This is a genomic window from Labilibaculum euxinicum, from assembly GCF_963678175.1.
GTDB lineage: Bacteria > Bacteroidota > Bacteroidia > Bacteroidales > Marinifilaceae > Labilibaculum > Labilibaculum euxinus.
The window spans coordinates 2,053,271-2,077,068 of the sequence record NZ_OY782756.1 but is presented as its reverse complement, the minus strand read 5'-3'; the positions used below and the strand labels follow the sequence as shown (position 1 = coordinate 2,077,068).

Below are 23,798 nucleotides of genomic sequence, written 5' to 3'. Positions count from 1 at the left end.
TAGGAAAAAAAAACTGCCATTTCTGTGGCATCTTTTACACTGGGCTCATTTGCTCCGACAAAAAGCAAATACTCATCGTAATCTTCAAAATAGATTGCAATCTGCTTCCAATATATAACAAGCCTGTTATTTACCTGACCTTTAAATTAAGTAATTGGAAGCTCAACTGTATTAAAACCTGAAGCTTTCTCCTGATCATATATCAGGTGTAGGTAGAAATTCATAGTTTCACTTGATTTTAGGCATATTAAAATATACCTATAACCAAGTGAAACTATCAGGGGCTTGAGGATCAATGAACCTTAATATTCACTTCTCCTTTTATATCTCGAGATGAACTTCCAACTAAAAGGGTATAACTTCCCGGTTCTATTACCCAATTGTTATCTGTTTCACTATAATAGGCCAAATTATTTATTAAAACATCCATTGTTACAACACGGCTCTCTCCTGCCTTTAAATATACTTTTTCAAAAGCTTTTAGTTCCTTTGCTGCTCGTTCAACTTCTGATTGAGGCTTAGCCACATAAAGTTGAGCTATTTCAGCACCATCAGTGCTGCCGCTATTGGTTATTGTAAAAGACACTTTAACTGTTCCTTCAGCATTTATCTCTTTTTTATCCACTGTAGGTTTTGAATAAGTAAAAGAGGTGTAACTCAATCCATAGCCAAACGGATAAAGAGGTTCAATCTTTTTTGTATCGAACCAACGGTAGCCCACTAAAATACCTTCTTTGTAATATTGATTAATGCTATCACCAGGGTATGAAATTTCCCCAAACGACTGAGCAGCATTATCTTTCAATATTTTGGGAAAAGAAAATGGCAATTTACCTGATGGATTCACATCTCCTGAAATAACATCTGCCAGTGCATTCCCGGCTTCTGAACCAAGATACCATCCTTGCATAATTGCCTGAACTTTGTCAACCCAAGGCATAGCCACTGCATTTCCGCTTAGAAGGATTACTGCTGTGTTTTTATTCACTTTTAATAAAGCATCAATCAATTTATCCTGTCCGAAAGGAAGGTTCATTGCTCTCCTATCACCACCTTCACAATCCTGAAAATGATTTTTATTCAGGCCTCCAATATAAAGTACAACATCAGCCTTTTTTGCTGCTTCTACAGCTGCAGCAAAAAGCGAATCAGTGTCTAACTTTGAAGATTCTTCCCTGCCGTATAAAGAAGGTCCTGAAGCATAACCAAGGCTATAAATAATGTGAGCATCGCCATATTTTTCTTTTAATCCTTGCAATGGAGATACCTCATATGCCACTTTCAATGAAGAAGAACCTCCTCCAATAACCAGACTTTTTGAAGCATTTTCACCTATAACAGCAATCGTTTTAAGCTTACCTGCAGGTATTGGAAAGAAATCATTTGTGTTCTTCAAAAGAACAATTCCCTCTTGGGCAATTTTCCGTGCAGCCTCGCTATGTTCTGGTGACACAAATCGCCCAAATGGACGGTTGGCACTCATTGTTGTACGGAATATCAATCTTAAAATACGACGTGCTTTATCGTTTAACACTGCCATATCATATTTTCCATCTTTGATTCCTTTAAGGAAAGGATTAGCCAAATAATACTCAGAATATGGAAAATGACCAGCCGTAGTCAAACCATTAGTAAAGGTTCCCATTTCAATATCCAGTCCGTTGTTTACTGCTTGCTCTGTATCATGAACTCCACCCCAGTCGCTAATGACAACACCATCAAATTTCCAATCGTGTTTAAGTATTTTATTTAGCAAAAGATTGTTATGGCAACAGTGCTCTCCTTTGAATTTATTGTAAGAACCCATAATTGACCAGGCTTTTCCTTCCTGAACTGCTACCTTAAAAGCAGGTAGATAAATCTCGTACAGAGCCCTGTCACTTAAATTAACATTGATGTGCCCACGCCAAACTTCCTGATTATTCAAAGCAAAATGCTTTACACAAGCTGCTACACCATTTTTCTGTACACCTTTTACATAAGGCACCACCATGCGCGATGCTAAGTAAGGATCTTCGCCCATATATTCAAAGTTTCGCCCATTCAGTGGTGTTCGGTAAATATTAACTCCAGGTCCTAACAACATGGTTTTATTACGATAGCGGGCTTCTTCCCCAATTGACTTGCCATAAAGCAAAGCTAATTCAGGATTAAAAGAGGCTGCTAAACAAGTTAGTGCAGGGAACGCCGTACACGAATCATTTGTCCAGTTGGCTCCACTCCATTCATCCCAAAAAACCTCCTCACGAATTCCATGAGGTCCATCGGAAGTCCATACTTCAGGTATTCCCAATCTGGCTACCCCTTTAGAACTGAATTTTGACTGAGCATGACAAAGTTCTACTTTCTCAGCTACTGTCATCAATGAAAGAGCACTTTCAACACGTTCTTCTAATGGCCTGGTTACATCCAGATATGCAGGCTTACTGTTTTGAGCAGAAAGGAATAGTACGTTTCCTATCATTAATATAAAAAGAATTCTAAGTTTCATCGTTAAATCGTTATTCAATTAAGTGTTATAATCTCAACTACTCACTCCATACCAATACACCGGCAGGCTTCAATTTCTTTTCACCAATTAGAATCTTAGCTGATTCCGGAATATCCATTATATAATCATCTGAAGAATAGTTTACTGCAATATTGAAACCTTCGCGCCAATACACATAAACACCCTCAGGGTAGTTTTGGGTAGCGGCTCCTATTCCTTCATAAGTATTGCGCAGAATATCCTTTTCAAGTTTAGAATCATCTGTAACAACTCCAATGTAAGTCACAGTACCTTTACCTATTTTATTTTTCACAACAGCAGCCTTGCCTTTGTAAAAATGGTTGTCATACGCAGCTAGCACTTCTGTGTTTTTATCAGGATTTAGCAAGTCGCCCCAATTATCCCAACTGTAATGAGTTGAATTCATTAAAACATCTCCTTTTTTCGCATAGTTAGATAACATATCTGTTGCTTCCACCTTTGCCCCAATTAAATCTGATAAAGGCGCAGCCCAATCTCCTTCCCAAATATGTCCGTCGCGATTTCGAGTGGCAGTGCGGCAAGTTAAAACTAAGTGGCCTCCATTGACTACGTAGTCTGTCCATCTTTTCACCAATGCCGAATCAACTAAATCGTAGGCAGGCGCAATTAAAAACTTATATTTTGAGAAATCGGTATCTTCAGAAATAACATCCGTAGGTGCCCCTAAAGATTTTGCCATTTCCAGAAACTTGACAGGGTAATCCCATGTATTCCACTGATAAGTAAGTTTCTGACGATCAATGGCCCAGTAGTTTTCCAAATTCCAAAGAATAGCTGTTGACTTTTTCGCCAAGTTTTCAGGCATTGTTTGGTTCGCTTTGTATGCTTTACGAAGTATTTTTATATCCTTCATAAATTGCATGTATTCTTCTCCTCCCTGAGATGGAGTAACTCCATCAGGTTTTATAATACCTGAATGATATTGCTCTGAACTATAATTGATTTGACGAAACCTGTATGAGCAGGCGATTTTACCTCCTGCTGCAAATGTATGATACAACCACATACGAACTGTACCTGGTAAAAGCAAAGGATTATACCATCCCCAATTTACCGGACCAGGTTGAATTTCCATAACACCGGAAACTCCACCAACAGACTTATAATACTCAGCAGCAAAAAGGATCGCTTTACCGTTCCCCAAACGATAACCCAATTCTCCTAAATTGTCGCTACCCCCGTTAGGATAGGCCGTATATGAAGCAAAGTCAAGATGTTTAGTTCGACGTGGATCGGCTCCTGCAGAAACAGCGGTATAATTTGTAGTAATATACTGACTCTCTGAAATGTACTTCCTCAAAGTTTTTGCCTGAAAATCAAGCATCTCAGCTTGACTATCTGAAAGAAACCTCTTAACATCCAAAAGAGCATGAGGGTTATTTCCCCACCAACCAACTAGATCGGTATTAGGAATAATAACTTGCTCAAAACTATCAAACCATTGACTCCAAAAAGCGGTTCCCCATGCTTGATTTAATGCATCAACTGTTTTGTATTTATCTCTTAACCACAACCGAAAGGCAGCTTGCGACGAAGGACTATAATCAGCAATAGCAGGTGGCTCATTATCTATTTGCCAACCAATAACACTCTTATTTTTACCATAATGTTCCCCCAATTTTGTCACAACTTTTTCAACCAAATCACGGTATTTTGCATTTGTAACAGAATTTAAACCACGTGTTCCGTTCTCGGCACGAATATAGTCGCTATTTTCAATAAAGGTTTCCGGGTAATTAACGCGCATCCACGTAGGACTTGTAGCTGAAGGTGTACACATAATTACCTTTAAGTTATTCTTTTTGCACAAATTGACCACTTTATCAAGCCATTTAAAGTTGTACGTTCCCTCTTCTGGTTCCAACTTGTACCACGCAAACTCTGCCAAATGGACAAATTCATAGCCCATATCAGAAATCTTCTTAATATCCCTTTCCCATTGGTTTTCGTTCCAATGTTCAGGATAATAGTAGATACCAGTAGATATTAAATCCTTATCAGAAAAAAAACGATTGGCATCCTGTGTTTGTGCCCTTAATCCTGTAATCATCATCGACAGGATGAATACTATTGAGAGCACCTTCATTCTATTCCATTTTTGTTTATCCATATTTTTCACTTTTTTTTAATTGCCGAGTTTATTTTTGAAATATCTTCCATATTACCCATGTTCCCATGGTATGGGCGGATAGAAAAACTAAAAGTTGCTTTTTCTGTTTTCAGCTGATATTTTCCCATTGGTCCGGGGCAACAACTTCCTCCACCTAATCCGCAATGCTGCATATCAACAGTCAGGATTGTTTTTTTCCTGCGTGTTAATTCGTAGGGGTGGTTTGCTTTTCCCAAATTGAGCGGAGTATAATGAAGTGCGCTGAAATTCATCAAATTATCGGCAGTTACCATCATTCCAACACACATTTGACCGATTGCCACAATCCTGAGTACGCAAATAAGGCACAAACATATTATCGACCGATAATTCGTGACGGCCAATGGGTAATCTAACTTGTCAGGATCAAAATCTGTGGTCACATCAACAAACCCGTTTCCGTAAATTTTCCAGATAATTTCATAACAACCAATTTGTTTATAAAATACATTATTTCCTACCCGAAGATTCTCTTGCTAATTATTTACTCAACAATAAACCTTTCATTTCAAGCCATTTTCGACAAGCTTCAGTCCAAGTTGATTCTGTATTTGTCGAATTACCCATACCGTAACCTTGTCCTCCAGTTTGGTAAAGATGAAGTTCGCAAGGAATTTTAAACTTTTGCAAAGCCAAGGCATAGTTTATACTGTTTTGTACAGGCACGGCACCATCATCCAAAGAATGAACCATAAAAGCTGGTGGAGTTTCGCTATTTACCTGCAACTCGTTTGAAAAATGCTTCACCTGTTCCGGCGTAGGATTATCGCCAAGCAAATTTACCCGAGATCCCCAATGGGTAATGCCTTTCTCCATCGAAATAACTGGATAAATCAACAATGAAAAATCGGGTCTGGCACTGGTCAAATCATCTGATTCATACACTTTCTCATTGTAATGAGTTGAAAGGGTAGATGCCAGATGTCCACCTGCTGAGAATCCCATGATCCCAATTTTTTGTGGATTGATGCCCCATTCTTTCGCATGACTGCGAACTATACGAATTGCTCTTTGTCCATCCTGCAAGGGGGCAACGGTCTTATTTTTCATAATACTATCATCAGGCAAACGGTATTTTAGCACAAAGGCTGTCACGCCTAAACTATTTAGCCATTTTGCCACCTGTGACCCTTCATGTTTGACAGCCATCCCCACATAGGCTCCACCAGGACAAATAACAACTGCAGTGCCATTTGACTTTTCTTTAGGAGCCAGATATACATCAAGGTAGGGATTGATAATGGAATGCTTATCAACCCAGCTTGCAGTCGTATCAACAATCTGTTTGAACTTATCATTGTGAATTGCACCAGGAACTTTTCCGTTCCAAAGTTCAATTACCTTGCTTTGGGAAAATGAACTCCCAAAAACCATAAGCATCAAAAACATTAATATTCCAACTCTTTTTAATTTCAAAACACTTTCCATTTTATTTAATTATTTGTTGTTATAGTTCAATACTGTCCCATTAAAGTCTTACAATGTTCTTTGAAATATTTGAAATTTAGTTTGTTACAGGCTTTTTTCGATTAAACGGATTTCAATTTACACTTTTGCTATTCTTAAAGAGATTAGCAAATGCATAAGGATAAATACGTTTTCGCTCAGTTAGCATCATTCCTTGATAGGAATAAGTTCAACTACATCGTTCGCAAGTATGAAGGTGACAAATACGTGAAACATTTCACTTGTTGGAACCAATTGCTTGCTCTGATGTTCGGGCAATTATCAAATCGTGAAAGTCTGAGAGATTTGATTGTCGCTCTTGATGCTCACCATTCCAAATCTTATCATTTGGGTATGGGCAAGAATATCTCAAAATCATCTCTGGCCAGAGCCAATCAAGACAGAGATTATCACATTTTTGAAGAGTATGCTTACAATCTGGTAAATGAAGCCAGACTAAAACGAGTTTCTGACATCTTCAAACTTGAAGGCAATATCTACGCATTTGATTCAACGACAATTGACTTGTGCCTTTCCGTATTCTGGTGGGCGAAGTTTCGCAAGAAAAAAGGTGGAATCAAAGTGCATACATTATATGATGTAGAGACACAGATTCCCGCTTTCTTTCACATTACAGAAGCTTCTGTGCACGATTCTACTGCAATGAAAAAAATTCCTTATGAATCAGGCTCATATTACATATTTGACCGTGCATATAATCACTTCAAAATGTTGTATAAGATTCATCAGATAGGAGCTTTCTTCGTTGTCAGAGCAAAGAAGAACCTTCAATATAAGATAATCAAATGGAAACGAAGATTGCCAAAGAATGTGCTTTCAGATGTAACGATTGAATTGACTGGATTTTATCCCAAGCAATACTATCCAGAACATCTTAGATTGGTCAGATATTGGGATGAAGAACAAAAGCGTGAGCTTGTATTCTTAACCAATACAATGCACATTTCTGCACTTCAAGTTGCTGAACTTTACAAGAACCGCTGGCAAGTCGAGCTTTTCTTCAAATGGCTAAAGCAACATCTGAAAATCAAGAAATTCTGGGGAACTACTGAAAATGCTGTTCGGATTCAGATCTACGTTGCCATGTGCACTTACTGTTTGGTGGCGATCGTCCAAAAAGACATGCAACTTGACAGAAGTACATATGAGGTTTTGCAGATTCTGAGTATTTCTTTAACAGATAAAACTCACCTTCGTGACTTATTTGAGAGAACTAAATTTCAAAATGACAAAGAACGTTTTAGGTTTAATGAGCCAAATTTGTTTAATTAATAATAACGTCCCGATTTTAATGGGACACTAGTGGTTATAGTTCTTAAAATATATTTCAATTACATACCAATTGAAAATTATTTCGTCCATTTATATCCAATTATTGTTTTATCCAAAGTTGGTATTATTAACAATTCTTCTTTACTAATATATTCAATATCGGCTGTAATGATTTTTTCTTTTCCTAAATCAATTATTAGCTTTTTGTTACCATCTGAATCGATATGAAATATTTGACCCTGCCAGGCTCCAGACACGAAAAATCCGTTTGCACCATCGCTAACAATACCATCCAGATTATCAATTCCGCTAAAAATTGAACGATGCTTCTTAGTCAATTTATTTATCGCATAAGCGGTTTTGTCTTTCATATTCAGCATTAAAAGATCCTCTTTTGTGCACAACAAACCATTCGGATTTGAAATAAAATTAGAATCGAGCCATACCTTAATTTTTCCGTTTGCTATTTTATAAATTTTATTCCCAAAACAGTCAGAGGTGTAAATATCTCCGTTTGAATCAGATGCAATATCGTTAAAGAATTTTGCACCTTCAACCACAAATACTTTTTCAATTTTAGCAGTATTCGTATTAATCTGAACAACCCTGTTAATATCTGCTACATACAATTTGTTTTTATACAAACCCAAACCTTGTGGACTATCAAGTCCTTCTACCCATTTTAAGGAATCTATTTCACCATTTGTTTTGATTTTGGAAATAAACCCATTTCTATCCTTTGCAAGGTATTCACCGTTAATATTTGAGATATAAACAATTCGTTCTGAAGAGTCAAAAAGTGCCGATTCTGGTTTAAGAAAAAGAGAATCTGACACCCATTCTTTTGAAAAATTTTGACAAAAACTAATTGTCGAACTCAATAGAAGTAAAAATAACAGCAGTGTTTTTTTCATTTTCCTTTGTAATATCGGCTCATAATATACCAAGCCTTTTTCTTCTCTCCGTTTTCAGATATCAGTCCTTTTCGGTTGTAACCGTTCTGGTAAATCTGGTTCATTCTACTCAAGGATTTATAATCGAATAAAATCCACGGACATACACCCGCTAAATTGGGAATAGTCTTGAACATTTTAACTTGATCTTTATATATTTGTTCTTGGTACCCCTCGGTCCAGTTAGAAGCTTCATCGGAGGACAAATCATTGTTCCCATATAAAGCTTCACCTCCAAACTCGGATATAAACACAGGCTTATTTGGAAAATCGATTTCCCATTTAGTGTCTGAAGGTTTTCCTTGCCAAGGTATATACCAACCTATATACTCATTAATCGCAACAATATCTGAATACTTATAAAGCGAATCACGAACCGTAAAGGTATTGTCACCATAACCCTGCGTATTAATTACATGACTAATTAAACGCGTTGAATCCATCGCTTTGCATTTTTGTGTTAATGAAATGAGTGCATCATTTCTATTTGGTGTAGATGAATATGTTTCATTGGAAAGGCTCCATATCGCCACAGCTGCACGATTTTTATCCCTAGTCACCATTTCCTTTAGCATCATTTCCATTTTCTTTGGAACAAGACTGTCTGAAAATTTAATATGTTGGTATATAGGAAGCTCATCCCAAACCATGAGTCCCATTTTTTCAGCTTCCTTAATCATGTTTTCACTATGAGGGTAGTGTGCCAAACGAACTAGGTTACAACCCAATTCCTTCGCTGCATTAAGCAGAATTCCTGCATCTTCTTTTGAAAAGGCTCTACTTCCCTTAAAAGGATTTTCTTCATGAATATTGACAGCTTTCAAGAATATGGGCTTCTTGTTCAGAAAAATTTCACTCCCTTTAACTTCAATACTTCTAAAGCCAATATTATCATCAACAGCATCCGTTTCACTTTCTATGGCTACCTTATAAAGTTTTGGGTTTTCTGGAGACCAAAGAGTAAATTTTGAAGAGAATTCTATATTGGCAAAACCCTTATCATCTGTTTTTGTTTTATAGTTCAGATTTAACTCTGGAATTTTAATGGTGATTTTTTGGTTTGTTTTGGCTCCATTTAATTGAACCCATCCTAAAACGTTGTTTAAACTTCCTTTTTTTAGTTGGATAAAATAATCTTCAATAAAATAATTGTTTGTTTCAATTAAACCAACATCGCGGGTTATTCCCCCAAAATTAAGCCAATCATAACCTACACCTGGCAAACCATTTTCTTTGCGCTGGTTATTAACCTTAACAATTAAAGTATTGTTGCCCTCTTTAACTTTATTGGTTATCTCAAACTGAAAGGGTGTAAAACCACCTTCGTGACTACCAATTTTTTCACCGTTCAAATACACGTCTGCTAAATAATTGACAGCTCCAAAATAGAGGAACAATCTTTTGTCTTCTCTCTTTGTATGACTAAACTGCTTTTTGTACCAAACTGTTCCCTCAAAATAAGTGAGTTCTGGCATTTGGGTGTTAAAATCTCCCGGCACATCTAATTCTGGCCCACCTTCAAATGAATACTCAACAAAATCGGTTTTTTTTTGAGGCTTTTTTTCTTGCCAAACCTGTCTCCAATCTCCAATACCGGTTGGATCAATTATAACTTTCCATTTGCCGCTTAAACTTGTTAGATTACGCGATTGGACGTTGACCATTGCGGTTTGAGCCTGTAAATAATTACAAAAAAGAATGATTAGAGCAACCAAAATCTTTTTTTTAAACACTATTTTGTTTCTTTTTTTATTCATTATACCTTATACTTTATAATTGTTTTTCTTAATTCTAAGCTATAGGAAAAACACCATTACCCCTACATTAATCTAAATCTCCAGGTTTGTATATAAACGTATCAAAATCAGCATAAGCTTTGGTCTTTTTATTTTGGGATGTGGCATATAATCCAATATATACCCCCGTGAAACCACCATTGGTTTCAGAGCTCAAATACCATACATTTATCTTGTCTAAAAAATTAAATTTCTTACCATCAAGGGAATAATAAAACGAGTAAAAATCCTTGTCTCCTTTTACTTTCAAATAAATTTTATCACTAGGTATTTCTTTTTCGTATGCAATGTGGTTCAACTCTCCCATGTGATAACGCACCACCAATTTATATTTGCCTTTTTCTGATTTTTTTAGAAAGAGGTCATAATGAGCCTGGCTCGTGTAGAACATTGTCATTCCCGCTTCATCGCCTTCCTTTGCATCGTTTAATGATAACACAGTAGTAGCTGAAAAATCCATATGTTCCTGTCTGCGTCCCACAAAAGTTGGGGAATCGTTATCGTCCAAAGAAACCTGGCTTGCTTTCAACCGCAATGCCCCTTTCTTTTCTGTTAGCGAATAATTATTCATAAATGGGTTTCGGAGGTAGTTCCAATCAACACCTAACTTCGCTTCATCAAAATCGGTTGAAAGATTATGTTGCTTTTCAGGCTTTAAAGGTAAAGTAGGCACATTCATATCTATGTTTACCGTACCGTTGCCATTTATCACAGGCCAAGCATTTGCATCCCATCTTACCGGAGCTAAAAAGGTTTCGCGCCCCAATACGTGGTGCAGTAAGCTTTGCGGACGAAAGCCCAAGAATATTATCCACCACGAACCGTCATGAGCCTGAACAAAATCTCCATGTCCTGTTCCTTGGATTGGGTTGCTTTGTGCATTTTCATTCATGTGCGTAAGAATTGGATTAGCAGGATTCGATTCATAAGCTCCATAAATAGATCTACTGCGCGCAATTGTCACTTTATGTCCATATTCGGTACCTCCTTCAGAAATGAGTAAATAATACCATCCATCCTTTTTATAAATATGCGGTGCTTCTGGATAGCGTCCTCCTGTACCATTCCATACAATTCTGCCTTCGGTAAGTTTTTTTCCCGTTTTAATATCTATTTCAGAAATGGTGATGCCTTTGCCATTGGACACGAAATAGCATTTATCGTCTTCAAAATATAAAGTTGGATCAATACCACCCTGTTCTACAAAAACAGGTTCAGACCATTCTCCTGCAGGATTATCTGTATATACATAAAAATTTCCTCCACCAGATACATTTGTAGTAACCATATAAAAACGACCTTCGTGATAACGGAGTGTTGGTGCATAAATACCCGCAGAAGGTGCGCATTTTTCTAATTTAAGTTGGGAAGGACGGGTCAGACAATGTCCGATTTGCGTCCAGTTAATTAAGTCTTTACTATGAAAGACCGGCACTCCCGGAAAATATTCAAAACTACTGGTTACCAAATAATAATCATCACCAACTCTGCAAACACTCGGATCCGGATGAAAACCAGAAATAACAGGATTTTTATATCCCTGAGCGTTTGAGTCGTGAAAGAAACCCAAAATACAAACTAAAAGAAAAATTATTTTTTTCATATTAAATTTATTTAAAATCAATTATAATGCCTTATTTCAAAATAAAGCTTGCTGTACCTTTGATATCGGCAGCCGAAGCTCCAATCATAATTTTGAAATTACCTGGTTCTGCAATCCATGCATTTTTTTTGTCATCATAATAAGAAACATCCTCTTTTGTTAAAGTGAAACTCACCGTCTTTTCCTCTCCCGGCTGTAAAGAAATTTTATCAAACCCTTTTAATTCTTTAAGCGGACGAGGCAAACTCGATTTTTCATCATTAACATACAATTGAACTACTTCTTTTCCCACAACTTTACCTGTGTTTTTTACTGGAATTGTTACAACTAATGAATCGGCTGTTGTAATTGATTTTGAAGAAATTGTAGGTTTTCCGTATTGAAATGTTGTATAACTCAATCCATGCCCGAATGGGAAAAGAACAGGAATGTTTTTAGTATCATACCAACGGTATCCTACCAAAATATCCTCTTTGTAATACACGTTGACACCATCGCCTGGATAACAGAGTTTGTCAAAAGCATGTGCCCCAACATCTTCGAGTTTTTTAGGAAATGAGATAGGGAGTTTTCCTGAAGGGTTTACATCACCGGAAATAATATCTGCCAAAGCATTTCCAGCCTCAGAACCAAGATACCACCCTTGCAAAACAGCAGGTGTTTTATCTAACCAAGGCATCAAAACAGCATTTCCGCTTAGTAAAATTACGCCTACATTTTTATTGACTTTTAGTATATCTTCAATTAGTTTATCTTGTCCGAATGGCAAACTAAGAGATTTACGGTCACCACTTTCACAATCCTGAAAATAATTTTTATTCAATCCGCCAACAAAAAGCACCAAATCGGCATGACTCGCAACTTCAACAGCTGCAGTTCGCAATGAATCTAAATTTAATTTAGAAGGCTCTTCTGCCCCATACAGCGACGGCCCTGAAGCATATCCCATGCTGTAAACAATATGATTTTCACCGTATTTATTTTTTAATCCCTGCAATGGCGAAATTTCATAAGCAGCTTTCAGCGATGTAGAACCTCCTCCAACAATCAGACTACGAGCAGCATTTTCGCCTATCACAGCAATCTTTGTGTATTTGCCTTCAGGAATGGGTAAAAACTGTTTGTTATTTTTAAGAAGAACAATCCCTTCATCTGCTATTTTTCTGGCTGCGGAGCTGTGTTCTGGTGACACAAAACGTCCAAACGGACGATTAGGACTCATAGTGGTACGAAAAATCATTCGCAAAATTCGGCTCGCTTTATCATCAAGTTTCGATATTTCGTATTTCCCTGATTTAATTCCTTTCAAGAATGGATCAGCTAAATAATAGCTTGAAAAAGGGAAATGACCTTGTGTTGTCAATCCATTGGTATAGGTACCCATTTCAATATCAAGTCCGTTATTCACAGCCTCATCAGTACTGTGTACACCGCCCCAGTCACTAACCACCACGCCATCAAACTTCCAATCATTTTTCAGAATTTTATTCAATAATAAATCGTTGTGACAGCTATGTACGCCCCATATTTTATTATATGCGCCCATGATTGACCACACATTTCCTTCCTGAACGGCAGCTTTAAAGGCTGGAAGATAAATCTCGTACAATGCTCGGGCACTTACATTTACATTAATCTCACCACGGGAAATTTCCTGATTGTTCAATGCAAAATGCTTTACGCAAGCAGCAACTCCATTAGACTGTACACCTTGAATATATGGCACCACCATACGTGAAGCCAAAAAAGGATCTTCGCCCATATACTCAAAATTCCGACCATTTAGTGGCGTACGATAAATATTGACTCCTGGCCCTAACAACATGGTTTTGTTACGGTATCGGGCTTCTTCTCCAATAGATTTTCCGTAAAGCAATGATATGTCGGGATTGAATGTTGCCGCAAGACATGTTAATGCCGGAAAAGCGGTGCAGGAGTCGTTTGTCCATTGCGCACTACTCCATTCATCCCATAATTTTTCATCGCTCACACCATGTGAGCCATCAGAAGACCATACATCTGGAATACCTAGCCGAGGAACTCCTTTTGAACTGAATTTAGACTGAGCATGACATAACTCTACTTTTTCTTCTAACGTCATTCGTGACAATGCATCCTTTACTCGAGTTTCTATGGTTTTACTTGTATCCAGGTAAACAGGCTCTTGCGCCCATCCATTCAGAGACAACAGCGTAAATAGTACTAGTAAAACGCTAATTTTTCTTTTTATCATGATGTAATATTCTCTTCTTCTATTTATAAGATTCCTACTGTATTTATTATTTCGTAATCACATCCACTTAGGCATACCCGGCAACATTATCACCATGGGTATTTTTCAAAATGCACAACTTAACATAACACTCATTTGCCAATGTAAAATTTTTGATTTGCATCAAAGGGTTGTTTTTGATGTTCGAAAACTCTCCTTTATCAACTAATTTCCAATTCACATTGTCTTCTGATGTATAGAACTCATATTTTGATTTAATTTATATGATCAAGCGTATTTTAATTAATATTTAATACACTTATTTTTTTGGGCTAATTATAATAGCAAAACCACCACCATTGGCCATATTTACCGTTAACTTATCGGTATTTGTAACATCAGTTGTTTCTCTTTTATAGTCTGTAGGATCTTTATCCGCATTAATGCCATCTCTAAAAATTTCGGCGGAGTAGGTTCCTTTATCAAGGAACGATAGGTCTACTATCATCTCCCTTGATGTCCAATTAGTTAAACCGCCTACATACCATATATCACCCTTTCTTCTGGCAATGGCTACATATTCTCCCACTTTCCCATCAAGGGCAACTGTTTCATTAAAAGTAGTAGGGATCTTGGTAATAAAAGTCGTGCTTTCCTGTTCTTTCATGTAGGCCGTAGGACTATCGGCCATCATTTGTAATGGAGCTTCATAAACAACATACATACCCAACTGGTGACATCTGGTTCCCTTACTCATCGGCATGGAGTTGCTTGGACGAAAATCTGCTTTTGTTGCATTACGCATGGCTCCTGGCGTATAATCCATAGGTCCCGCCAGCATTCTGATAAAGGGAATACAAGTGGCATAATATGGGGTATCATCATTTGCTGTCCACTTAACGTTCTCCAAGCCTTTTACCCCCTCAAAATTAACAATGTTCGGATATGTTCGCTGAACGCCAGTGGGTTTATACATACCATGGAAATCAACAAGAAGTTTATAAGAAGCGGCCTTTTTAGCAATGTTATAAACCGACTTTACCATTTTTTGGTCATCACGATCTAAGAAATCTATTTTAAACCCTTTCACTCCCATTTTTGAATATTTAATAAAAGCATCGTCTAAAACCTGATTGATAGCATACCATGAAGCCCAAAGAATAATTCCTACATTTTTTTGTTTTCCGTAGTTAATGAGTTCCTCAACATCCATACTTGGTGCTATCTTCATCATATCGGTTTCTTCACTCCAACCTTCATCCAGAACCACATACTCAATATTGTTTTTAGAAGCAAAATCGATATAATATTTATAGGTTTCGGTATTGATCCCTGCCTTAAAATCGACTTTCGATATATTCCAATCATTCCACCAATCCCATGCTACTTTACCTGGTTTTATCCAGCTTATATCATTAATTCTAGAAGGTGCTGCAAGCTTTTGCACCATATCATTGTTCAACAGATCTTTATCGCTTTCACTTATTATGATTGCTCTCCATGGGAATTTTCGTGTACCGTTTGTCTTGGCGATATAAGGTTCCCTTTTTGCTACCATATAGTCCATGTTATTGTAGCCCCCCATTCGTTCTTCCTTCGGATAATGAGCAAAAGCTCCTTTCAAACCTTGCTTCGTTTGATTATTTCGTGTTAAAAACATACCAGGGTAATCTTCCAAATCAGCCTCTATAACAGCAGCTTTTTTCCCATTTCCCAGATCAACAAGCAGCGGAGAAATAGCCAGTGAATCTTTTACAAATCCAGAAAGAGGTGTCTCAACATAATCGCATTCAAAGGCGAATGAATACATGTCATTTTCTCTTAGATCACGTACATAGGGAACATAGGCTTTATGGTCCTTACTAAAGTTAAAACCAGCTTCTTCCGATTCAACAATAATTTGGCCTTTCTTATTTGTAAAAAAACGGTAGGCCACACCATCATCATAGGCTCTTAAAATCAAGCCATAATGCTCCTTAAAATTTACTATAACCTGATTATACTCGTCAACCACCGATTCCTTTTTATAGATAGGCGTTGTAAACGTAGTGTTGACTTTTGATTTTTTAGTGCTAATAACTTTTGCATTGTTGCCTAAAACCTCTCCGCTACCAAGTGTTAACGATATAGTAGAAGGCACAATAACTTCTGTATTTTCATGTTTTACAGACCAGGTTAGCTTTGCTCCACTTTCCAAAGCCATGTCAATCTTCCCGTTAGGGGATTTTACATGGATTACATTGCTTTGAGAATATGTGAACGAAGCACTAATTAAAAGGGAGGAAAACACAATTCCTTTGAAAATTTTTTTTATCATTTTTCCTAATTTATTTGTATTAATATTACTTGAATCACAAATAATACATTCCTTGATTATTTTACTTTATCACACCAACAAACCCTCCTCGTGGAAGGCATTCAATTTTCAATGCATCCCCTCTCTTCACTCTTATTATTTCTGAAGAAAAAGATTTATCATCCTTCCCGTCTTTGATAAGCTGGAAATTATAGCTTCCCTTATCCAGAAAATCAAACTTTACTATTAAAGTCTGGGATTCATCTTTTCCATTTAACCCACCGATATACCACTGATTTCCTTTCTTACGGGCAATAATTACTTTTTCACCTGGATAACCATCCAGAAGTTTTGTATTGTCACACGCAACAGGTACGGTTTTCAGAAATTCTTTTGGTTCTGCTGGTAAAGATTCATACGCTGATGGACTATCTGCAAAGTGCTGTAGCCCTGATTCAAATACAACAGACAAAGCCAACTCGTGAGCATACGATGTGATGTGCGGATGCTGTGAATTTGAAAAAGTAACCGGAGTGTAATCCATTGAACCAATTACATTACGTGTAAATGGCAGCGTGGTATTATGGGCTGCAGCTTTATCAGTCAATACAGGTTGATTGTTATACCATTCTGCACCATATACAGCTTCAGTTGACATCAAATTTGGATATGTACGAGCCCAGCCTCGGGGAACTGTTGCCCCATGAAAATTCACCATCAAATGATATTTTGCTGCATCTTTCAAAATGTCTATATAATATTTCATCATATCCTGCTGGTCTCCGGCAAAGAAGTCAACTTTTATACCAAAAACACCTATTTTATTGAGCCACGCAAACTCTTTAGCACGTTTTTCGGCAGTCAGCAACCTGTCATTCGGCGTTGGGTCGAGCCAAATTGTACCTGAATTATACCATATCATTGGTTTTATTCCCTTGCTTTTTGCGTAGTTCAGAGCATCGATTATATTACCACCATTGCCCATTACATCCCACTCCCAATCTATCAGCACATAAGGCCAATTCATTTCCTCAGCAAGGTTAACATATTCAACTACTTTTTTGTAGTCTTTTGAACCTCGATTGTTTGCCCAATATATCCACGAAACTGGACCAGGCTTTATCCAATCTGTGTCTTTCAATTGGCTCGGTTCGCTAACGTCTGTAATTAAAGTAGATTCTACTACATCAGACAATTGACCTATTATTAGCGTATGCCATTGTGAGTTCCAAGGTAACATGGTTTTCACCCCTGTTTGCTTGAAATTATCACGAGGAGAAGGGTATGTAACTTGATATTCCTTAGTATTTTTCAGATTGCATAGTTTAGCAGCACAATTATTTTCGCTGATATCTGCTTCCGAAATCAGCCCCCAAATTGATTGATTATTAACTTTAAATAATCCAGGATAACCCCACTCCTGCTTCCTTTGCTTATCAACCCCCGTTCTACTCAACGGATAAAAATTTTCGTATGACCTTTCATAAGGCTGCATCCATCGGCTTGTACTATCGGGCAAAACATAGGTTGTTTCTTCACCAATAATGCTTTTTGCAGAATCAGAATAATTAGGAAAAACATATCTAAATGCAATACCATCATTATAAACCCTAAAAACAATATTTAAGGGTTGATGATTGGAATTTTGGAAACTGAATGTTTTTTCAGTACCAAAATTTTCGCATAGGCATCGTTTACCACAAACCATTTTATACTTATCGTGTATTGAAACAGGTTTCGATGCTGCAATAAAAAGAAGGTTATCTGTAAACTGCTCATCGGTACGATTAATACCTAATTTAGAATCGGGCAAAACTTCAACAAACCTGTTTTCAACTTTATATAAGGTTTTAAAAAAACATTCATGAGAAGCATTGTTTTTGGGCAAATTTAAAACAATCTTTATGTTCCCATTAGGCGAAATTACTTCCTGAGCATTTATAATAAACGAACTTAAAATAAAAAATAAAAAAAAGAGAGGTTGTTTCAATGATATTCCCATGCTTTAATTTTTTTGTGTTGATTTAATAATTATACTTTTTTCCTCCAATCCATCTGATGTTACCGATAATATAATATCACCTACATGATGATTGCTTTTTATCACCACCAATGCCTTCCCTTTCCATACTTTTCGTGTATTATCTACATAAGAGTCGGTGTCTTTGATGTTGGCATTATCAACTCCTGCAATTACACCGGGGCCATCAATTTTGAAATGCAAACGATTTGTGGTATTCGGTTGGATTATTCCATCCTTGTCCGTAATTTCTACAGATATGTATGATAAATCCTGTCCATTGGCCAATATCTCTTTTCGGTCGGCTGTAAGTTTTATTTTTGCAGCATTGCCGGCAGTTTGCAGCGTAGTAGCTTCAACCTCTTTATTATTCTCAACTCCAACCGCCTTTAGCTCTCCTAATGCATAAGTAACTGAAAATGTGGCTTTGTATTCTTGATCTTTCGTTGTTGCCTGTTCACCAACCAGCTTGTTGTTCTGATACAGTCTTACTTTAGGATATTTGGAATATACCTCAACCTGAACAGTTTTTCCTTCAAAACCAGGCCAGGTCCAGCTTTCCCAAGTTGGCCACACCGACCACCATGTTGTTTTGATTTCCAATGGCTCTGGTTCAGGTTCGCGAACGGCCATATATAATTTTTCGTTATTATTGTACAACATGCTTCGGTAATGCGAAATGGGTTTTCTCCATCCCATCAAATCAATATCACCACAATAGGCAGCATGAATGGGAAACATATCGTTATCCCAGTTTTCACCAGGTGTTTCGCCAGAATAATACGTTCTACCAATACCGGCTTCACCAAGATAATCTATCGCCGTCCATACAAAATCACCGATAACGTAATTGTTCTCCTGTACCAATTTCCAATTAACAAATGCATCTTTTGGATAGGATTCCGTGTGAACAATCATTCTTTCAGGCACTCTTTTATGATCGTCCGGCGCACTATACAGATGATAATTATAACCCGCCACATCGTGTACAGCCATTAGCGAGTCCATTATTGTCCAATCCTTGCCACTTTCAACAATAGCCGAAGTTACCGGACGGGTATTATCCATTTTTTTAAGCTCTTCAATAAGCATAATCGCTGTTTTCACAGCTTCAGGTTTTCCACGTTCCGGTATTTCATTACCAATGCTCCACATGAAAATGGAAGGATGGTTGCGATCGCGCAATACCATTGATGATAAATCACTTTTCCACCATTGGTTGAAATATTTAGAATAATCGTTATTGTTTTTCCCAACTTTCCAGCAATCGAACGACTCATCCATAACCAGTAACCCTAATCTGTCGCAGGCATCCAGAAATGCTTCGGAAGGTGGATTATGCGACGTTCTAACGGCATTGAATCCACCAGCTTTGAGCAACTCCACTTTGCGTTCCTCGGCACGGTCGAAAGCAACAGAACCCAAGCAACCATTATCGTGATGCACACAACCTCCGTTTATCTTAACTGTTTTGCCGTTAAGCTGAAACCCTTTTTCGGCAGTAAATTTTATGGAACGAATACCAAAACTGGTTTTTGTGTCATCAAGTACCTTTTTATCTTTTATTACCTGAATTTGAGCCTGATATAAACTGGGGGTTTCAGGTGTCCAAAGTAAAGGATTTGACACGTTTATTGTTTGAGTAATTTCCTTTTCGCTGTTTGCAGGAAGCTCTATTTGCACCTGACCTTTTCCTGCTATTTTAGAACTTTTATTCCAAAGAATAGTTTTAGCAACAATACTTTGTGTTGAAGTCGTTTCATTTTTCACTAATGTCTTTATCTGTACGGTTGCCTTTTTTGTAGATACAACAGGTGTTGTGATGTTTATACCCCAATGAGCCACATGAACCGGATTGCTCACCCTCATCCACACATGGCGATAGATTCCAGAGCCACTGTACCACCTGCTGTTTACCTGCTGCGAATTATCTACCCGCACAGCAATAACGTTTTCCTTTCCGAAATTAAGATATGGTGTAAGGTCGTAGCTGAACGATGTGTAGCCATACGGATGAATGCCCAACGATTTTCCGTTGATAAAAACTTCTGAATTCATGTAAACACCTTCGAAATAAATAGCTGCTTTTTCAGCTTCCCATGCGTCGGGTGCCCGAAAGGTTTTCCGATACCAGCCAATTCCTGCCGGAAAATATCCTCCTCCTCCTTTTGTCGGATTTTTGGGATTGACTTTCCCTTCAATGCTCCAATCGTGAGGCAAATCGAGTTTACGCCAACTCTCATCGTTGAAATCCTTTGAACTGACAGCAACCGTATCGCCTAAAAGGAATTTCCAGTTGTCATCAAACAGCTGTTTCCTATGAATACCCTCCTGTTGCTGGGCATGAACTGACAAGCCATTGATAAAAAGCAAAAAAACTATTAATACCGTTTTCCAGCTTGGCTTTAACTTTTTAAAACCTACTGTTTTTTGCTCTAGGACATAGGTCTGGCCATTGGTTGAATCGGATAATTTCATAAATATTCTTTGATTATCAGACATTTCATTTTTTATTAAGTCTACTATTCATCGTTCATACTGGAAACCACCAATCAAAAGAGTGAAACCAACCACTCCTCGTTCTCCATCCTCATTTTATTCTTTAATAGCCCAATAGAGAAAGCATTTCATCTGCATATCGCTTTCCTAAGATTCTGTAACCCGCTGAGTCAAAATGGGCAGCATCCTGTCCAGTACATCCATCCGAAGAAATGATGTGTGCTGTTGGAATCGTCTCCGGTAACGTTCCTATAATGGTGTTCATACTTGAACAGCAATTATTATCGCCAGAGAACATTTCACCTGCTAAAAGAGGAACAGAATTGGCTTCTAAAGATAGGTCTGTCAACATATCATTATATATTTTCTGTACGTAGGTTGGCCATTCTTGCTGCCCCGAGTTTGTTTCACCCTGATGTAAAAGAATCCCTTTGATCACACCGTCCTTTTGAGCCAGTTTTGCCAGGCTGACCAAATACTGATATGGATTTCCATCATAACCGTCTATAATGGAGGTAAACCAGGCATCGGTAGATGTAGAATCGTAGTCCTGGTATTTATCCTTATCAAACAGCCTGATGTCGCATCCTGCAACAGCAACATTTATAATACCCACAGTGATGTTATTTGGCAAATTTTCAACCATAGTTCTTCCAAAATAATCGGCAGGCGAAAGCCCTGAATTACATTGGCAAGTAGGCGGAACAGCTGTATACCACGTTGACTTTTCCCTATTCAAGTTTGAACAATCCAGTGTTTGAAACACCTTGAAACGGCTATCTACCGTCTTATCCTGACTTTCGATTGCCCCCATGCCTTGCATATTGGATTGTCCAAAACAAAGAAAGATGTAAAAATTGGGATCCGCTTGTGCTACGGGCGTACTCTGAGAAACCTGTGATACTTTAACCAATTGTTGAATCTCTCCATTTTTCAGGGAGATGCTCAATGTGGCGGAGCGTGTTGAACCTGTGTCATTTAGTTCTGCTGTCAACTGGATTTCTACGTTACCACTATTGCCACTGGTTTGGTTTAATTCCAACCATGATGTTAAACCATCAACACTCCAGTTGTCATTACTTGTTATTGTTATATTTTCTGTTCCCCCTTCTGCTGATAAGGAAATCAATACTTTAGAAACATCCAGCAATGGTTCTATATCATTATTTGCATTTCCGCATGATATTGTGGCAACCCATAAAAGAGTCGCCAACATTGTTCCGCCTAAGAACTTGGTATTCATTATAATTGTATTTTTCATGAATTTTCTTAGTTGTTAAAATTTTCTTTCAATCTTAAATACTACCGCCATATCATTTGGTACATCTTTAGGTTTTTCAATTACCAAGACCCCTGCTTTTTGTTTCCACTTGAGTTTTTCATTACTGCCAAGCATTTCGATCTTTTTTATTTTGAAATTCACTTTGTTTTTACCTAGTGATTTTATGGTAATATCTTCTAAAGGAACCTCTAAAACTGAGGCGTAAAGAATAGTCCCTTTTTGATTGAAGCGAATATCTTTTTCCGACAATTGTGTTTTGCCTTCGTTAAAACCAGGACCTTGCATAGGGTTAGCTTCATCAGCCACTGGCCCCTCGCCAAACACCCTCCACGGACACGTATCAAAAATACTCTCTTTGTTTATATCCATCCAGGCTGCAATGCCTTCTAAAATAGCTACTTCCTTATCATCAATCGTTCCGTCTCCGCGAACTGGAATATTCAACAGTAGATTACCATTTTTACTAACGATGTCAATCAAAGTTTGTATGACTGTTTTTGCCGATTTGTATCGGTTTTCATCATAAACAGCCCTGTTATAATGCCAATCGCCAATACATGTGCAGGTTTGCCAAGCATCTGCTTGTGCTTTATCTGGCGCGCCTCTTTCCACATCCCACACCATACATTTTTTCTGTTCATCGGTCAGTACCTTTCCAAATAAGACAGCTTCTAGCTTTCCATCATGGATGGACATATTAGTATTGTAATAATGCGCAGCAATCTTTAAACCAGCATCACTAACTGGCCAAAGCGGTAGAGCCGTGTCATCAAAATAAATTAAATCCGGATTATACTTATTGATGAGATCCATGGTACGGTTGTAGAATCTATCACAGTATTCTTGATCTGGAAGGGATGCCCCATTTTTCCAATTCCACTGCCCACCCCATAAGGACGTAATATCATCTTCACTTCCTTTGCTAAAGGGATGATTTTGTGCATAAAGATTTTGGGGGTCAAGCCCTTCCCACCAAGTGCCCTTACCATCCTCTTTGGTTAGGTTTCCATCATAAGGTACACCAGCCAATGGTCCTTTCTTGTCAGAGCGCTGGGAAGTTTCAAACCATGTCCATGCATGGGACGCATGTACACTTATCCCAAAGGGCAAGTTATACTTTTTTGCTGCTTCTGCCCATCCGGTCATGATGTCTCTCTTTGGGCCTACACGTACAGAGTTCCATTCTTGGTACTTACTGTCCCATAAATCCAGATTATCATGATGGTTTGCCATGGCGAAAAAATATTGTGCTCCAACTCTTTTATAAAGGGCCACCAACTTTTCTGGATCCCAATTTTCAGCTTTCCAGTCATGAATCACGTCTTTGAAGCCTACCTTAGAAGGATGCCCATAATGTTCCAAGTGCCATTTGTACTGGGGACTACCTTCGTCGTACATAAGCCTGCCGTACCAGTCACCTTGCTCGGGCTGACATTGTGGCCCCCAATGTGCCCAAATGCCAAACTTGGCATTGCGAAACCATTCTGGTGTTTGGTATCGCTGAAGCGACTCCCATGTTGACTCAAATTTGCCTGGTGTAACGGGCTCTTTGCTGGTATTTACTACTACCATTTTTTTTTCCTGAGCCAACACCATTAAACTACACAATAAGGAAATTATGGTAGAAAAAACGATTTTCATAAATTAATACTATTTTAAAACGGTTTATATTTAAAATTTTTAAATTCTATTATCTACTTTTCAATAAAACACAAT

General features: G+C 37.8%; 15 protein-coding genes. 1 reads left to right on the top strand and 14 read right to left on the bottom strand.

What is annotated here, in order from left to right; genetic code table 11:
- Nucleotides 1-292: 292 nt before the first annotated feature.
- From ACY0M5_RS08470 to ACY0M5_RS08450, 5 genes are all read right to left on the bottom strand, one after another.
- Nucleotides 293-2,491, bottom strand: a complete 2,199-nt coding sequence (locus ACY0M5_RS08470) for a glycoside hydrolase family 3 protein (RefSeq protein ID WP_461631458.1) — start codon at nucleotides 2,489-2,491, stop codon at nucleotides 293-295.
- Between the two features lie 37 nt (nucleotides 2,492-2,528).
- The gene (locus ACY0M5_RS08465; protein ID WP_461631457.1) at nucleotides 2,529-4,643 is read right to left on the bottom strand and encodes a beta-galactosidase; all 2,115 of its coding nucleotides are present in this window, start codon (nucleotides 4,641-4,643) and stop codon (nucleotides 2,529-2,531) included.
- A gap of 5 nt (nucleotides 4,644-4,648) precedes the next feature.
- Nucleotides 4,649-4,939 (bottom strand): beta-galactosidase small subunit-related protein, encoded by a 291-nt coding sequence (locus tag ACY0M5_RS08460; protein WP_461631456.1) that lies wholly within the window; start codon nucleotides 4,937-4,939, stop codon nucleotides 4,649-4,651.
- A complete protein-coding gene (locus ACY0M5_RS08455) occupies nucleotides 4,920-5,027 on the bottom strand; it encodes a beta-galactosidase small subunit-related protein (RefSeq protein WP_160463423.1) in 108 nt (35 codons plus the stop codon). Before ACY0M5_RS08455 ends, ACY0M5_RS08460 begins: the two co-directional genes overlap by 20 nt.
- Before the next feature lie 135 nt (nucleotides 5,028-5,162).
- Nucleotides 5,163-6,110 (bottom strand): alpha/beta hydrolase, encoded by a 948-nt coding sequence (locus ACY0M5_RS08450; protein WP_461631455.1) that lies wholly within the window; start codon nucleotides 6,108-6,110, stop codon nucleotides 5,163-5,165.
- Between the two features lie 150 nt (nucleotides 6,111-6,260).
- Between ACY0M5_RS08450 and ACY0M5_RS08445 the strand changes: the two genes are divergently transcribed.
- The gene (locus ACY0M5_RS08445; RefSeq protein WP_461629731.1) at nucleotides 6,261-7,421 is read left to right on the top strand and encodes an IS4 family transposase; all 1,161 of its coding nucleotides are present in this window, start codon (nucleotides 6,261-6,263) and stop codon (nucleotides 7,419-7,421) included.
- A gap of 77 nt (nucleotides 7,422-7,498) precedes the next feature.
- On the opposite strand, the gene ACY0M5_RS08440 is transcribed toward ACY0M5_RS08445, so the two are convergent.
- From ACY0M5_RS08440 to ACY0M5_RS08400, 9 genes are all read right to left on the bottom strand, one after another.
- Entirely contained in the window at nucleotides 7,499-8,335 is an 837-nt protein-coding gene (locus tag ACY0M5_RS08440) for an SMP-30/gluconolactonase/LRE family protein (protein ID WP_461631454.1), read from the bottom strand.
- A complete protein-coding gene (locus ACY0M5_RS08435; protein ID WP_461631453.1) occupies nucleotides 8,332-10,131 on the bottom strand; it encodes a glycoside hydrolase family 2 protein in 1,800 nt (599 codons plus the stop codon). The genes ACY0M5_RS08440 and ACY0M5_RS08435 overlap by 4 nt, the downstream gene beginning before the upstream one ends.
- A gap of 67 nt (nucleotides 10,132-10,198) precedes the next feature.
- Nucleotides 10,199-11,773: a glycoside hydrolase family 43 protein gene (locus ACY0M5_RS08430; protein ID WP_461631452.1), complete on the bottom strand. Its 1,575-nt coding sequence runs from the start codon at nucleotides 11,771-11,773 to the stop codon at nucleotides 10,199-10,201.
- A 31-nt stretch (nucleotides 11,774-11,804) separates the two neighbouring features.
- The gene (locus ACY0M5_RS08425; protein WP_461631451.1) at nucleotides 11,805-14,006 is read right to left on the bottom strand and encodes a glycoside hydrolase family 3 C-terminal domain-containing protein; all 2,202 of its coding nucleotides are present in this window, start codon (nucleotides 14,004-14,006) and stop codon (nucleotides 11,805-11,807) included.
- A gap of 298 nt (nucleotides 14,007-14,304) precedes the next feature.
- Nucleotides 14,305-16,302: a glycoside hydrolase family 97 protein gene (locus ACY0M5_RS08420; RefSeq protein ID WP_461631450.1), complete on the bottom strand. Its 1,998-nt coding sequence runs from the start codon at nucleotides 16,300-16,302 to the stop codon at nucleotides 14,305-14,307.
- Between the two features lie 61 nt (nucleotides 16,303-16,363).
- Nucleotides 16,364-18,283: a glycoside hydrolase family 97 protein gene (locus tag ACY0M5_RS08415; protein ID WP_461631449.1), complete on the bottom strand. Its 1,920-nt coding sequence runs from the start codon at nucleotides 18,281-18,283 to the stop codon at nucleotides 16,364-16,366.
- Between the two features lie 3 nt (nucleotides 18,284-18,286).
- Complete coding sequence (locus ACY0M5_RS08410; RefSeq protein WP_461631448.1) at nucleotides 18,287-20,803, bottom strand: glycoside hydrolase family 2 TIM barrel-domain containing protein; 2,517 nt, start codon at nucleotides 20,801-20,803, stop codon at nucleotides 18,287-18,289.
- A gap of 100 nt (nucleotides 20,804-20,903) precedes the next feature.
- Entirely contained in the window at nucleotides 20,904-22,061 is a 1,158-nt protein-coding gene (locus ACY0M5_RS08405) for a sialate O-acetylesterase (RefSeq protein ID WP_461631447.1), read from the bottom strand.
- Between the two features lie 15 nt (nucleotides 22,062-22,076).
- Nucleotides 22,077-23,723, bottom strand: a complete 1,647-nt coding sequence (locus ACY0M5_RS08400; protein WP_461631446.1) for an alpha-L-fucosidase — start codon at nucleotides 23,721-23,723, stop codon at nucleotides 22,077-22,079.
- Nucleotides 23,724-23,798 lie beyond the last annotated feature (75 nt).